General features: G+C 37.9%; 13 protein-coding genes and 1 riboswitch. Of the genes, 7 read left to right on the top strand and 6 right to left on the bottom strand.

All coding sequences use genetic code 11. From position 1 onward, the window contains the following. Window positions 1-7 precede the first annotated feature (7 nt). From MKX39_RS01140 to MKX39_RS01130, 3 genes are all read right to left on the bottom strand, one after another. The gene (locus tag MKX39_RS01140; RefSeq protein ID WP_340767945.1) at window positions 8-1,672 is read right to left on the bottom strand and encodes an ABC transporter substrate-binding protein; all 1,665 of its coding nucleotides are present in this window, start codon (window positions 1,670-1,672) and stop codon (window positions 8-10) included. Window positions 1,673-1,920: 248 nt separating this feature from the next. Then, window positions 1,921-2,811, bottom strand: coding sequence for a LysR family transcriptional regulator (locus MKX39_RS01135; protein WP_340767944.1), 891 nt, complete (start codon window positions 2,809-2,811; stop codon window positions 1,921-1,923). Between the two features lie 144 nt (window positions 2,812-2,955). Further along, a complete protein-coding gene (locus MKX39_RS01130; RefSeq protein ID WP_340761177.1) occupies window positions 2,956-3,915 on the bottom strand; it encodes a 2-hydroxyacid dehydrogenase in 960 nt (319 codons plus the stop codon). Window positions 3,916-4,136: 221 nt separating this feature from the next. Next, window positions 4,137-4,243, top strand: a riboswitch (TPP riboswitch). Window positions 4,244-4,323: 80 nt separating this feature from the next. Here MKX39_RS01130 and MKX39_RS01125 point away from each other — a divergent pair. The 7 genes from MKX39_RS01125 (at window position 4,324) to MKX39_RS01095 (ending at window position 9,236) form a co-directional block, all read left to right on the top strand. After that, window positions 4,324-4,905: a YkoF family thiamine/hydroxymethylpyrimidine-binding protein gene (locus MKX39_RS01125; RefSeq protein ID WP_340761176.1), complete on the top strand. Its 582-nt coding sequence runs from the start codon at window positions 4,324-4,326 to the stop codon at window positions 4,903-4,905. Window position 4,906: 1 nt separating this feature from the next. Further along, window positions 4,907-5,488 carry an ECF transporter S component gene (locus MKX39_RS01120; protein WP_093536484.1) on the top strand — a complete coding sequence of 194 codons (582 nt, stop codon included), beginning with the start codon at window positions 4,907-4,909 and terminating at the stop codon, window positions 5,486-5,488. Continuing rightward, the gene (locus MKX39_RS01115) at window positions 5,475-6,851 is read left to right on the top strand and encodes an ABC transporter ATP-binding protein (RefSeq protein WP_340771292.1); all 1,377 of its coding nucleotides are present in this window, start codon (window positions 5,475-5,477) and stop codon (window positions 6,849-6,851) included. The genes MKX39_RS01120 and MKX39_RS01115 overlap by 14 nt, the downstream gene beginning before the upstream one ends. A gap of 1 nt (window position 6,852) precedes the next feature. Next, entirely contained in the window at window positions 6,853-7,587 is a 735-nt protein-coding gene (locus MKX39_RS01110; protein WP_340764332.1) for an energy-coupling factor transporter transmembrane component T family protein, read from the top strand. Between the two features lie 42 nt (window positions 7,588-7,629). Beyond that, window positions 7,630-8,133: a DUF1697 domain-containing protein gene (locus tag MKX39_RS01105; protein WP_340761175.1), complete on the top strand. Its 504-nt coding sequence runs from the start codon at window positions 7,630-7,632 to the stop codon at window positions 8,131-8,133. Window positions 8,134-8,219: 86 nt separating this feature from the next. Beyond that, window positions 8,220-8,591: a VOC family protein gene (locus MKX39_RS01100; RefSeq protein ID WP_340761174.1), complete on the top strand. Its 372-nt coding sequence runs from the start codon at window positions 8,220-8,222 to the stop codon at window positions 8,589-8,591. A 156-nt stretch (window positions 8,592-8,747) separates the two neighbouring features. Beyond that, window positions 8,748-9,236: a pyridoxamine 5'-phosphate oxidase family protein gene (locus tag MKX39_RS01095; RefSeq protein ID WP_093536494.1), complete on the top strand. Its 489-nt coding sequence runs from the start codon at window positions 8,748-8,750 to the stop codon at window positions 9,234-9,236. Between the two features lie 132 nt (window positions 9,237-9,368). On the opposite strand, the gene MKX39_RS01090 is transcribed toward MKX39_RS01095, so the two are convergent. The 3 genes from MKX39_RS01090 to MKX39_RS01080 are packed head-to-tail and all read right to left on the bottom strand — an operon-like array spanning window position 9,369 to window position 13,040. Beyond that, the gene (locus tag MKX39_RS01090) at window positions 9,369-10,400 is read right to left on the bottom strand and encodes a ribonucleotide-diphosphate reductase subunit beta (protein ID WP_093536496.1); all 1,032 of its coding nucleotides are present in this window, start codon (window positions 10,398-10,400) and stop codon (window positions 9,369-9,371) included. Beyond that, window positions 10,372-10,815, bottom strand: a complete 444-nt coding sequence (locus MKX39_RS01085; protein WP_340771290.1) for a flavodoxin — start codon at window positions 10,813-10,815, stop codon at window positions 10,372-10,374. The genes MKX39_RS01090 and MKX39_RS01085 overlap by 29 nt, the downstream gene beginning before the upstream one ends. Further along, complete coding sequence (locus MKX39_RS01080; RefSeq protein ID WP_340761172.1) at window positions 10,815-13,040, bottom strand: ribonucleoside-diphosphate reductase subunit alpha; 2,226 nt, start codon at window positions 13,038-13,040, stop codon at window positions 10,815-10,817. The genes MKX39_RS01085 and MKX39_RS01080 overlap by 1 nt, the downstream gene beginning before the upstream one ends. Window positions 13,041-13,075: the final 35 nt, after the last annotated feature.

The raw sequence follows: 13,075 nt of genomic DNA, 5'->3' as shown, positions 1-13,075 counted from the left end.
ACTCTCCTTATTCCACAAATTTTGGAGCTGTTGCCGAAACAGCTTGACGCGTTTCTTCTGGTAAGAATGAATATTTGTGCACAATCCCGTAACCTAAAGACTCTACATATTGGTCATACACCGTAGCGTTATAAGCGAAAACTTCCTCCGGATAATAAAGGGCAATCGCAGTAGGTTGGTTATTGTATAACTCCTGCATATTAAATGAAATTGCTTTACGATCTTCAATTGTGGATGCCGCCATCCAATCTTCAATCAATGTATCCATAGCAGGATAGGCTATATCTTTCGTCCATAGATATGATGCACGATGAGACATAATGAATTGATCTGGATCTGCTACACCATGCGGACCTATTAAACTAACATATGTATCAAAATTATCCTCTGAATTGGCAGCTGCATAAGTCGTAGCATCCATTGCTTCTACTTCAAACTGTAACCCTATATTTTTTAATTGCTCCTTCAGCATTTCAGCTACACGCACATAAACAGGTTCACTTGCAGAAACAATTGTATTCATCCGTAACGTTTCACCTTCTGGTGTTTCACGAAAACCATCATTATTTGTATCTTTGTAGCCAAGTGAGTCTAGAATTTCTGTTGCTTTCGCTATATCATATGGTGTCGATAAATCTGGATTTGTCCACGGAGAATCCGGGTGAGGATATCCAGTTAAACCAGCACGTCCTTGACCTAATAACACAGTATCAACAATGCTTTGACGATCTATCGCTAGAGATACCGCTCGGCGTACCTCTTCTGTATTAAATGGCTTTCGTTCATAATTTAAACCGAATTGGACAATAGATAATGGAGATACTTTTGCTAACTTCATCGCCTCGGTATTTTTAAATGAATCTTGTAATTCAGCTGGTACTGTACGCGTAGATGCATCAATCTCACCTGCACGTAATGCGTTAAACATAGCTGTTGCATCCTTTATAATCGGCATATTTATGGAAGCAACTGTTGGTTCACCCATGAAGTATTCATTATTCGCTTTAAATTTGTAATACTGGTCTGCTTCATATTCTTTTAAAACAAAAGGACCTGTTCCTACAGCTAACTTATTATATTGACGTGGATTTTCAACATCTTTCCAAATGTGCTCTGGTAAAATCGGCAAATCGGCAAAGGTAATACTCGCTAGTGATGGACAAGCATAGGCGCACTCAAAACGAACCGTTTTTCCATCCTCTTCAACTTCAATTTCATCAATTTTCGGTACTTCGCTAACATGATGTGTATGGCGGTTGGCTGAACCATCGCGGAAGTATTCATATGTAAATTTGACATCTTCTGCCGTAAAGTCTTCCCCGTCATGCCACTTTATACCATCACGTACCTTTACAATCCAAGTTGTATCATCAAGTTGCTCTGCAGACTCTGCTAACCATGGAATCGGTTCATCTACATATGGCGATGGTGAAAATAATTTGTCATATACTAAATCAGTTAACCAGTCGACGTTTCCGGTATATATATTTAATGGACCAACATCTGATGGAATCCCCACTTTTAACTCTGCTACTTGTTCCGTTACTGCTCCTTCACCTTCTAAATTTGTTTCATCAGCTTGTCCTTTAGCTTCATTCGATGAACAACCTGCTACTAAAAACACTAATAGTATAAGCGGTAAGCCCCATAATTTTTTAATCCCTTTATACACTATGCTTTCTCCTTTTTATTAAATAATTGATTTTTTATTCCTGCCTTCGTACTTTAACACCAACGATAATGATTCTCAATATCATTTATAATTCACATATCGACTTTTCACCTAGCTCCATGGAAGTAAGCGCTATCAATAAAATAAATAAATAGTATTATTCATTTTATTAATAGTTGCAAACTAGATTTGAAAATATAGAAAAACCCAAGCTATAAGAAGCTTGGGTTAGTTCATTCTATTGGCACTCAAAGGCTTTCCATATGTATAAATTGATTTTTGACGTATTTGCAGAAATTTAACTCTCTTTGGGTTAGCATTTTTTGTGGATTAGATACAATTGCATTTTGACGTTTAATACAAAGTCCATGAATCGACTTCGCCATAATCTTGTTCTGACCTAAAAGAGGCTCTATTATTTTTAAGGGCAAAAAAGAAATACCCATACTAGACAAGACAGCTTGTTTTATAATTTCAAAATTCGTCATCTGCATATATTGGACTTGTGCATTCTTTTGATCGATTTTATCTTTGATTAGTTGTTGCAAATACAAGTTTTCTGGTAGTAAGAGAGTTTGGTTTTTTAAATCTCGTGCGTAAATCACTTTTCTTCCTGCCAGCGGATGACTGCAATGCATTATTAAAAATAATTCCTCTTCAAATAATAAGTCCACTTTATATGCTTGTTGAAATTCTGAGTCATTCTCATAGATTGGCATAATTGCAAAATTTGTTTTCTCAAGAAGTAACTTTTCCTTAAGGCTTTCATAACAATTGCTTTTAATGGAGAATGATTGCTGTTCAAATTCATCTATATGGAGAGGTAAAATAGTCGCAAAATATTTTTCAGCTATGTAATGACTTATGTGTACGGAAAGTGGAGAATTTACTTGGTGCAATTCTTGTTCCATTTGCTTATCTAGTAATAATATTTTCCTAGCATATTGTAAAAAAACTTCCCCTTGCTCTGTTAATTCAATTTGTCTATTTTTACGTTGAATTAATATGGTCTTATATTTTTCTTCTAGCTGTTGAATTTGATGACTAATTGTTGGTTGAGAACAAAACATTCTACGAGCCGTCTCTGTAAATGAACGACATTCAGCTAGAACGATAAACATTTGCATTTTATCTAGCATGCAACTGACTCCCTTTTATATGAATATCACTACTGATAATGATAATCGTTTTCATTATAGTTTATCATTTGCACTTACTGATGTCGATCATCATTTCAAGTAACAAAAAGAGTGGCCCTGCATATGAGGACCACTACTTAAGTATTAGAGAATTCTATTTTGAGGTTCTCTATTTTCTAAAACTGCTTCTATATCTTTTGCATTCATTTGCATCATCGCTTGGCGAGTGCGGATACTGGCACTACCGATATGGGGAGACACCGTTACATTAGGTAAAGTTAGTAGAGGATGATCCACCGGTACAGGCTCTTGCTCAAATACATCTAGTCCTGCAGCCCATATCTTTTTCGACGCCAGTGCTTCATAAAGAGCTTGTTCATCTACTATGCCACCTCGTGCGACATTAATAATTGCTGCAGTTTCTTTCATCATATTAAGTTCACGTTCCCCTATAAGTCCCTTTGTTTCAGGTGTAAGTGGAGTTAATAGAATGACAAAATCAGATTGCTTAAGTAATTCGTCTAATTCCGCGTAAGTAAAGCCGTACGTTTCTTCTGCATCTAGTTTTCTAGAGCGATTATGATATAACACATTCATATCAAAGCCTTTCGCACGTCTAGCAACCGCTTCCCCTATACGTCCCATTCCTACAATACCGAGTGTTGCACCGAAAACGTCCATTCCTGTATATTGCATTGGTGACCAGGAATCCCAGTTACCCGAACGAATTTCTTGTTCTACTTCTGTTATTCTTCGAGCAGTTGCTAATAGTAAAGCAAATGCTAAGTCTGCTGTTGTCTCTGTTAATACTCCCGGAGTATTTGTTACGACAATACTACGGTCTTTTGCTGCCTCTATGTCTATATTGTTATAGCCCACTGCAAAATTACTAATTACTTTTAAATTTGGAAGGCTTTCAATTAGTGTACGATCGATATTATCGGATAACATCGTCCATAGAGCGTACGCGTCTTTAGCATTTGTTATTATTTCTTCATTTGTCATTCCAATAGTTTCGCTATGCCACATTTGTACATCAAACTTTTTTCTTAAAGGCTCAATGATTTCTTCGGGTAGTTTACGAGTTATGTATATTTTCTTCAAAACTTTATCCTCCCTCGAGTTATGGATTCTTGTGTTTCTCTGGTGCTTTCGGGTGATTATCCCCAACATTCCGGTGTTTCTCCAAATATCCATTATGATTCACCCAGCCCTCAAACAATCGGGTTAGATAAAGCATGGACGAAAGTAGGAAATTTTGCAAACATATTTACAACTTCAAATAGCTACGTTATACTTTGGGCATATTAAAAACTACATACCGTTTTGCGCACTAGGGGTGCCCACTTTGGCTGAGATGCGAGCATTTTGCTCCGATCCCTTAAAACTCGATCAGGATAATACCTGCGTGAGGAAGTGCGGTGACTTCCCTAATATTTTTGTATTGGATAAGTGGCTGCATCTTCACGGATGTGGTCTTTTTTTATGAAAAAATACAGGGAGGTTTTTTAAATGGAGTGTGGATTGAGCCCAATTATCGGATTTCGTTTTTCGTTACATCCGATGACAAATGATTTTATCAAAGTGATTAAAGGTGCTTTGAAGGAGACGGATGCGACGAATGTGTGGATGCACACAGATGATGTGTCGACGGTTATTCGTGGCAAACAAGTACATGTATTTAATGTGGCAAAAGCAATTACATTGCATGCTGCTAAAACAGGAGAACATATTGCACTGTCCGGTACTTTTTCCGCTGGTTGCCCCGGTGATTCTGCAGGAGATGTCTATCTAGACAAAGGCGATATAATTGCCAACACAGATATAACAAAACAATATGTATCTTCTCAATTTGCTCTATACCCGATGAATAACCCGAGTTATATGGACATTATTTACCGTGAAGTGGATCGTGCTAAAGCACAAGGTGTGTTTAATGATTCCATGCATTATGCGAGTGGTATTCATGGAGATATTCATGATGTGTTTGCGTTTTATGAAGAAGCATTCACGAATGCCCGCTCAGATGAGCATAAGCATTTGGTTATGACCGTTTCTATGAGTATTAACAGCCCCTCTCATGGAGGTCGTTAACATGCTGAAATCATGGAAGCTAAAAGAAATCGTGTTAATGTCTTTACTTGCCGTTGTATTTGGCATTGTGTATTTATTGTTCTTGCATGTCGGTAATATTTGGGCTGGATTTATAGGTCCGATTGCATATGAATGGATTTTTGGGATTTGGTTTATCGTGTCTATTATTAGTATGTATATTATTCGAAAGCCAGGTGCTGCAGTTATTTCAGAAACAATCGCCGCTGCCATTGAGGTGTTGTTAGGAAATGCCGTTGGACCCCGACTAATTCTATCAGGTGTTATTCAGGGCTTAGGGGCAGAAGCAGTATTTGCTGCAACTAGATACAAACGCTTTGATATTTGGATTCTAATCCTAGCGGGTGTGGGATCTTCGGTATTTAGTTTTGCCTACGGGTATTTGTTAGGTGGCTTTACGGTATTCAGTACTGGTTATGTTGCGCTGATGCTTGGCATTCGCATATTGAGTGGAGCTCTCCTTGCTGGTGTTGGAGGTAAAGCGGTTGCCGATGGCTTACTAGCAACAGGCTCTCTTCGAGGATACGCTATTTCACGACCGAAAAAAGGTGATGCTCGTGCATGACGTCATTTCGTTTGAGAAGGTCAGCTTTCGATATCCAGATGAGGAAAAATGGACTTTGACTGACTTTTCATTTGCAGTACAAAAAGGTTCCAGGGTTGTGTTAACTGGTCCTAGCGGCTGTGGAAAAACGACACTACTTTACTTGTGCAATCGATTATATCCCGATAATTGCGATGGTATTTTAACGGGCAATATTGAGCTATTTGGGAAGGATAGTCGGACATTCATTGCCGGGGAAATAAATCATCGAATTGCTACCGTTTTTCAGGATCCAGATGCGCAATTTTGTATGCAAACAGTGGAAGAGGAGCTTGCTTTTACGCTAGAAAATTTGCAGGTGAAACGTGAAGAGATGGAGAATCGAATAAGAGAGGTACTTGCTCTCACAAATTTAACTGACTTTCGATATTCTATTATTCAACAGCTTTCAGGTGGGCAGAAGCAACAAATCGCTACTGCATGTGCACTTATTATGGAGCCCGAGATTTTGCTGTTAGACGAACCAATCGCTCATTTGGACCCTTATACAGCTAAAAGATATATAGAATGGTTGGATCAGCTACAGCAAAATCGGCAAATGACAATTGTTGCAATTGAACATCGCTTGGACTTATGGGGAGATTTTTTTGACAGGATCATTCCTTTGAGCGAAAGCGATGAACCATCCATACTTCCTAAAAGAATGACTTCTATAAAACCAGATATTTCCATTCAAGCAACAGAAATAGAGACAAAAACTTTTTTGAAGCCCGCCTCATTTTCTTTACAGCGCGGAGAAATTACCATTCTTGCTGGACCTAACGGTAGTGGTAAATCAACTTTATTAAAGGCCTTATGTCATTTGATTCCTAGAAATGGATTAGTAGAACCGACGTTCTTAGGCTATGTTCCGCAATCACCTGAGTTTTTGTTTCTTACTAAGACTGTTCAAGATGAAGTGGCATATGGCGGTGGATATGGTGTGGATAACATGTTGCAGCGATTAAAACTAATGGACATTGCTGCTTCACATCCTTTTTCTATTAGTCATGGTCAAAAACGAAGGGTAGCCATTGCCGCAATGCTTTGTGATGGGAGAGAAGTAATTTTAATGGATGAACCTACCTCAGGTCAGGATGCTGCCGCATTATCAGAGCTATATCAACTAATAGATGAGCGTGCTCATGATGGCACTACATTTTTAATCGTTACGCACGATATGGAGTTCGCCTATTGTCTAGCAGATTCTATTATATTGATGGAGGATGGTAGTTTAACTGGGAAGTTTCCTGCGTTAGCCGTTTGGGAGAACGAAAAGTTATTACTGGAGCATCATTTACTCCCACCGAAAGGACTGATGCAATGTGAGAAGTCTTTTGCATAGAATGAATCCTTCCGTGAAGTTTGTTTTAATCACTGTGTGCATGTTCACGATGGCTTTTTTCTTTGATCCAGTGACCCCCCTTCTATTTTGGGCTGGTGTACTTTTAATGCAAATATTGTTCAGTCAAACTGATTGGAAGAAGTGGCTATTCTTTATGATTCCATTTTTTATAATGTCTTTTGGTTATTTTTGGACGACACTTGTATTTGCTAAGGAAACGGTCGGTCCTATCATTTGGTCAATCGGGTCTGTTCATGTGACAGAACTCCAGCTACACCATGCACTTTCTTTGAGCTTCCGTGTTTTAGCTTTTTCAAGTTTGTCTCTATTGTTTGCTTTAACAACTAATCCCGTTACGTTCATATTAAGTTTAATGCAACAATTAAAACTATCCCCTAAAATAGCTTATGGCATTTTAGTAGGCTTTCAGTTTTTACCAGTTATAAAAGACGAATTTATACAAATTCAGCAGGCACAACGGTTGAGAGGAATTGTTCAGAAAAAAAATGCCTTACAGCGTTTGTTGGATACTCGCCTAGTCCTTATTCCCTTGCTTGCGGGTGCTGTCCGTAAAGCCGAGCGATCAGCATTTGCCATGGAAGCAAGGGGCTTTACAGGAGAACGGAGAGGTGGTTTCTTTCATGAGATCTTAGTTGATAAAGTAGATGCTTTTTTAGGAGTACTATTTTTATTTGTATTAGTTTTAAGCTGTACGAACTCCTTCTGGCTTGGTTAAAATAGAAGTAGAATTTCTTAAAACAGTTGGGAGTGTTGTTGGATGCCATCAGTAATATTGCTACGAGGGATCAATCTCGGTGCTAAAAATAAGGTAGATATGAAATCCTTAAAATCTCTTTTTGAAGAGATGAGTTATGAAAATGTACAAACCTATATTCAGACTGGAAACGTAATAGTGGAACAGTCTGTTATTGATGGCCCCTCTTTAGAGGTAGCTCTTCTAGAATCTTATGGATTTGAAATACCTGTAACAATCCGTTCAAAAGAAGAGTTGGAAGAGATTCAGCAGCATCCTATCTTTTACAAAGACCAAGTGTATGTGATGTTTTTAACACAGGAAATTTCGGAGGAGCAACAAGAAATGCTTGTAGGTTTAATAGATGATGAATTTGTTGTTTGGAAAAACCGAAACGTGATTATTAGTCTTTCTAAAACCTATCATCAAACAAAGTTTACGAATGCTTTTTTTGAGCGTAAACTCGGGATTCCCTCCACAGCTCGCAATAAAAATACGGTTAACAAAATAATTGCAAAAATGTCATAAGTATTCTTTATGTATAATGATGAATTTTATAAATTATTCTTATAACTATCTTTCCCATACAATGAAAGTATAAGGAGGGATTAACGATGTCATTTGTATTTCAATCAATCGATCACGTTCAATTAGCAGCTCCAAAGGATTCTGAATCTATCGCAAGAAAATTTTACAGGGAAATTTTAGGTTTTACGGAAGTAGAAAAACCTGCACTTCTAAAAAAACGGGGTGGCGTTTGGTTTGGTTTCGGCTCTTATCAAATCCATATCGGTATTGAAGAGCCATTTGCACCAGCTAAAAAAGCTCACCCTGCTTTTCAAGTAAAAAATTTAGATGCTTTAAAAGCACATTTAGCTGAATGTGATGTGAATTTTATAGTCGATGTCGACTTACCCGGAGCCAATCGGATATATATACACGATCCATTTGGCAATCGTATCGAAATATTAGAGTGGATTTCTTGATTTAATATAATAATAGCCCATATTTCATAATGAAATATGGGCTATTTGTAATTCATTTATAAAGTCAAATAACCATCTTTATAAAAAAGCTCAGAATAAGTTTATTGTTGCGAAATAAGGGGATTTTATCTATATATTATTAAGGAGGAATTTCTCATGACAAATACACCAGAAACTTTAGATGCACTAAAATCAATTATCAAAAGTGCCAAGGTCGCGATGCTTGTAACACACAGTCCGGAAAACCGCTTAGTAGCACGTCCGATGCAATTACAAGAGGTAGAATTTGACGGTGATTTATGGTTTTTAACACGTACGGATACCGATAAATATGAAGAAATCAAAACAAATGATGACGTCAACGTTATCATTTCGGAAAAATCGTATGCGTCGATTAGTGGAACAGCTGAAATTGTCGATGACCTTAATAAGAAAAAAGAGTTTTGGAATAAAGCCTATGAAGTGATGTTTGATATGGATTATACGGACCCTCGACTGATACTGATTAAAGTAAAATCTGAAACAGCCGAATATTGGGAGACAGGATCAATGATCAAGTCTGCATATAATTTCATGAAAAAAGTAGTAGGCAAAGAAGAGCCTGTTGAACCTGGTAAGAGTACAAATGAAACTTTAAAACTTTAAAACTTCTAGGCCACTATGTTAACAGTCTATCTCACGAAAAATAGCAATTGCTTTATTGAACGTATGTAATAGTTCAATAAAGCAATTTTTTGTTATCCGTATTTTAATCCATTAATAGTTTCCACTATTATATTAAAGATCATCAAATCCATTATCAATAGCATTTACTTTTACATATTGACGGGATTTTTGTTCAAAGAAATCTGTTTTTGTTCCATCAATATTATCTGCATAGGCACGTATCCATTTCATTGGGTTTTCTACATATTCAGGATATATTTCCTCCAAACCGATTAAACGTAACATTTTGTTAGCACGGTATTTAATATACCCATGCATTTCTTCTAATTCAATTCCCTCGATATCAGCCAATACATACTCCGACCATTCTATTTCTAACTCTACGGATTCTTTAAATTGTTCGTATACCCATTCAATTAGCTCTTCGTTATTCAGTTCAGGGTTTTCAGAAAGAGTTGCTCTAAACAGTTCCGATATAAATCGTCCGTGCTCTAGCTCGTCTCGGTTTATATAGCTAATCATTGTAGAAGTCCCAACCATCTTGTTATAGCGAGCAAGATTATAGAAATAGGCAAAGCCTGAATAGAAAAACAGTCCTTCTAATAAGGTAGTGTATGTTAACGTTTTTAATATGTTTTCTGTCGTCGGGTTTTCTACAAAGTCATTATAATACTTCGCGATGTTTTTATTTCGCTTGAGTAAAATTTCGTCTGTTCTCCCAAATTCAAATGCCTTATTTTGCTGATCAAGCGATACGATAGAAGATAATACATACGAATAACTTTCATTATGCACCGCTTCTTGCTGTGCAATTACAGCCATGATTGATTGGACTGACGGGTCGGTTGCGTAAAGCGATAATAACAGTGCTGTACGTGTTTGAGGTGCATCCAATGTCGCAAGCAAGCCAATAATTTTCAAATAGGCATCCTGCTCCGACTGACTAAGGCTTGCAAACTGCTTTATATCATTGGACATATTGATCTCATCTGCCTGCCAGTAATTACCTAGCAAGCGCTTGTACATCTTATGCCAGTGTGGATACGCAATATCGTTCCAATTTAATATTCCACTTGACTGGCCGTTGAAAATTCCTGTCGATTTGTTCGGATTTCTAGGTTCTAATGTTTTTGCCTTCTGCATGTTCCAAAACTCCTTCTAACCATTTACTTACCAGCCTCTCCTGGCTGCCTCTCGGTGATTGCTCAATTTTCAAACCCGGATAATCACTGTTATAGAAACGAGCTAATTTGTTTACAGCATTACAAAACAAATCATCTCCACCAAACTGTGTGTCCCCAGTCCCAAAGATATAGACATTGTTAGGCTTGTCACCAACTTCTCTTGCAAAGTGCTTCATTTCCTCGGGCGTGCTTCCCTTATCCCAAGTAAAAGTTCCGAGAAAAATAAGGTTATATTCAAACAAATTTGGTACTGCTCCATAGCCAATACTATACATATCTATTTCAAAGTTGCCGGCTTCCAATTGCTTCTTCAATAGATCCGCTACTTCCTCGGTATTACCGCTATAGCTTAAATAGCAAATGATCGCTTTCATTAGCTTGAACAAGAGTCACAATCTACTAATTCAACTGAAGTGGAACGCACATAATAAGTTGTTTTCAACCCGCTATTCCATGCATCTAGATGTAAATCTAATAATTCTTTTGCTTTGATTGTGTTTTGCACATATAGGTTTAATGAAACTCCTTGGTCGATATGACGCCCGCGTGCAGCGTTTTGTTTAAGCGTCCAATGCTGATCGATGAAATACGCTGATTTATAATACCATGTAGTCTCAGAATTCAAATCTGGTACAGTGACCGGAATTTTATAATCCTTCTTCTCTTCCGAGTATGACTTCTGGAATATAGGATCTATGCTTGCAGTACTTCCAGCTATGATCGATGTTGAAGAGTTCGGAGCAACTGCCATTAAATATCCGTTCCGTATCCCACTTTCCCCTACAATATCCCGTAATTCATTCCACTCTTTACTATCGTATTGACGATTGTCAAAATAAACTCCTGTTTGCCAATCTGACCCTTCAAATAATGGATATGCCCCTTTTTCCTTCGCAAGCTCCGCAGAAGCTTTAATCGTTAAGTATGCAATTTTTTCATACAATGAATCCGCAAGCTCAACCGCTTCATCAGACTCCCAGCGAATACTCTTTAGTGCCAGTAAATGATGCCATCCAAATGTCCCAAGCCCAATCCCTCTGTACCTAGAATTTGTACGTTCCGCCTGAGGAACTGGAATCATATTTAGATCAATCACATTGTCGAGCATCCGAACCTGAATTTTTATAAGCTTTTCTAATACATCTGCCGGAACTGCATTCCCTAAGTTTATAGACGACAGATTACATACGACAAAATCCCCTGGTTTACGACGAGTGACAATGATATCGTCTTCAATTTGAATCGACTCAAATGTAGTTGCACTTTGGTTTTGGAAAATTTCCGTACAAAGATTACTACTATAAATCATCCCTGCATGCTTGTTAGGGTTGCTGCGATTGACTTCATCGCGGTAAAACATAAACGGTACTCCTGTCTCTAGCTGAGAACGCATAATTCGCTTCATCAAGTCGATAGCGGGAACAGTTTCACGAGACAAGCGATGATCGCTAACGCATTCCTCGTACTTTTGGCGGAATGATCCATCGCCACGTTTTTCATCATAAAAGTCCTCCAAAGAATAGCCTTTAAGCTGACGAACTTCATGAGGGTCAAATAAATGCCATTCCTCTCTAGCATCGACTTTCTCCATGAATAAATCGGGCAAACATACACCAGTAAAAATATCGTGCGCTCGTAGTCGTTCATCACCGTTATTTAAACGTAAATCTAAAAATGTAAATATATCTTTATGCCAAACATCTAAATACACAGCTACTGCCCCTTGGCGTTGCCCAAGCTGATCAACACTTACTGCTGTATTATTAAGTTGTTTAATCCAAGGAAGCACACCACTGGAAGCACCAACAAAACCTCTAATAGAAGATCCACGGCTACGCACTTTGCCCATATACACACCTATACCCCCGCCAAATTTGGATAGGGTTGCAACGTCCGTATTGCTATCGTAGATTCCTTGAAGGCTATCGTCTACCGTATCGATAAAGCAGCTAGAGAGCTGTCCATGAGGCTTACCTGCATTAGATAGTGTTGGTGTTGCTACTGTCATATATAGGTTGCTCATCGCCCAATAGGATTCTTTTACTTTCTCTAAACGATTTTCTTGCTCATCCTTCATCAGTGTCATTGCAATAATAAGCCAACGTTCCTGAGGCAGTTCGACTATTGTTTTATCAAAGTCCTTCGCTACATATCGATCTAATAGTGTTTTTAGACCGATATAAGTAAATAAATAATCTCTTTCCTGTACGAGGATTTCAGATAGCTGCTCTAGTTCTTGTAGTGAGTATGCTTGTTTAAGACGTTTATCGTAAATGCCTTTATCACTTAACAGTTGAACATTACTAGCAAACTTTGTGTACACTGCATCCACAGTTGTGTTTCTTCTCTCAGCTACTTGTTCATACACCTGCGCTAAATGAACTCTTGCTGCTACAAAGGTCCAGTACGTTTCTTGTTCATCTAGAAAACTTAATGCTTCTAGTGACATTGACTTCGACCAAGCAGCTATTGTACCTTCCGGGTGTTTTTGCATCCATCTTTCATGTGTTTTTATAAGAGGAGTAATTTTTTCCTCCCCAAATTCTTTTGTTAGATTATGTAGGACTTCTTGTTTCGTTGTGTTTGAGATGATTGTCATTTGAATTCCTCCTATTTTTTAAACGGTTACAGTTA

This window comes from Psychrobacillus sp. FSL K6-1464 (genome assembly GCF_038003145.1).
GTDB lineage: Bacteria > Bacillota > Bacilli > Bacillales_A > Planococcaceae > Psychrobacillus > Psychrobacillus psychrotolerans.
This window is presented reverse-complemented; position numbering and strand designations above follow the sequence as displayed.

Coding starts and splice junctions, on each gene's coding strand:
- MKX39_RS01135 (WP_340767944.1), bottom strand. CDS start 2,811: ATGCTAGATAAAATGCAAATGTTTATCGTTCTAGCTGAATGTCGTTCA.
- MKX39_RS01125 (WP_340761176.1), top strand. CDS start 4,324: ATGGAGTGTGGATTGAGCCCAATTATCGGATTTCGTTTTTCGTTACAT.
- MKX39_RS01120 (WP_093536484.1), top strand. CDS start 4,907: ATGCTGAAATCATGGAAGCTAAAAGAAATCGTGTTAATGTCTTTACTT.
- MKX39_RS01115 (WP_340771292.1), top strand. CDS start 5,475: ATGCTCGTGCATGACGTCATTTCGTTTGAGAAGGTCAGCTTTCGATAT.
- MKX39_RS01110 (WP_340764332.1), top strand. CDS start 6,853: ATGAATCCTTCCGTGAAGTTTGTTTTAATCACTGTGTGCATGTTCACG.
- MKX39_RS01105 (WP_340761175.1), top strand. CDS start 7,630: ATGCCATCAGTAATATTGCTACGAGGGATCAATCTCGGTGCTAAAAAT.
- MKX39_RS01100 (WP_340761174.1), top strand. CDS start 8,220: ATGTCATTTGTATTTCAATCAATCGATCACGTTCAATTAGCAGCTCCA.
- MKX39_RS01095 (WP_093536494.1), top strand. CDS start 8,748: ATGACAAATACACCAGAAACTTTAGATGCACTAAAATCAATTATCAAA.
- MKX39_RS01090 (WP_093536496.1), bottom strand. CDS start 10,400: ATGCAGAAGGCAAAAACATTAGAACCTAGAAATCCGAACAAATCGACA.
- MKX39_RS01085 (WP_340771290.1), bottom strand. CDS start 10,815: ATGAAAGCGATCATTTGCTATTTAAGCTATAGCGGTAATACCGAGGAA.
- MKX39_RS01080 (WP_340761172.1), bottom strand. CDS start 13,040: ATGACAATCATCTCAAACACAACGAAACAAGAAGTCCTACATAATCTA.